The following is a 797-nucleotide window of genomic DNA, read 5'->3' as shown; positions in this document are numbered from 1 at the left end:
GCAGAAAGATCACGGCCACGGGAAAGGTGCGATCGGTGAAGTCCAGGTAACGGTGTTCGATGGCCTGAATCTCCCGCTCCTTCTCCCCGGGAATCCGTGCCAGTCGCATCTTCAACGCCTCGTCGTCCCGAGCCACCTGCAGGCGTTCGTCCTGGCTGAACATCTCCAACTGCCTGGGTTCCTGTTCCTTATCGAGTTCGCTCTCGATGGCTCGAGCCAGGTCGTCCAATACCGTGGTGATATCCGAGATCTCGCGTTCCTTGCGCGATTCGAGGGTGTTCAGCAGATTCCTCAAGCGTTCCTTGGAACGGCTGTCGACCGCCCGACAAACGGACTCTTCGTTGTCTTCGAAGATCCGGCCGATCTCCTGGAATCGTTCCTCCCCGAGATCGGTCTCCACGGCGCTGTTCAGCCAATCGTTTATCACGCCTACCCTGGGTTCGCGCTTGAACCCTCTCTCCTTCAGATAGCCGCCAGATGCCGTGAGCTCTTCGTGCAATCGATGATGGTTGCCCCCCGTGATCAACAAACGTGAGATCACCACCACGGCCAGACCATCCAATTCGTCGTCTGGCAGCGTGCGCACGTCGATTCGGTGGAGTCTCTTGACGTCGTCCTGCGCCCAGACCTCGGCACGCATCAGGCGTAGGCACATCTGAACCAGACGGTGATTCAAATGGATGAGCACCACGTCGTCGCGTCCCTTGCTGACGGTGTGATCGAAGGTGATGGGGCGTATCACGCCCGTATGGGGGTGGCTCAATCCTTCCGTGCAACGTGCCCAGGAACCAGACAGT

1 pseudogene is annotated in these 797 nt (G+C 58.8%); it reads right to left on the bottom strand.

The features are described from left to right. Positions 1 to 763: pseudogene (locus tag ACOCD2_RS23235) on the bottom strand (helicase); the annotation flags it as partial. Between the last annotated feature and the right edge of the window lie 34 nt (positions 764 to 797).

Origin of the sequence: Thiolapillus sp., from assembly GCF_048562965.1 — a bacterium.
Taxonomy (GTDB): domain Bacteria; phylum Pseudomonadota; class Gammaproteobacteria; order Chromatiales; family Chromatiaceae; genus Thiolapillus; species Thiolapillus brandeum_A.
This window is presented reverse-complemented; position numbering and strand designations above follow the sequence as displayed.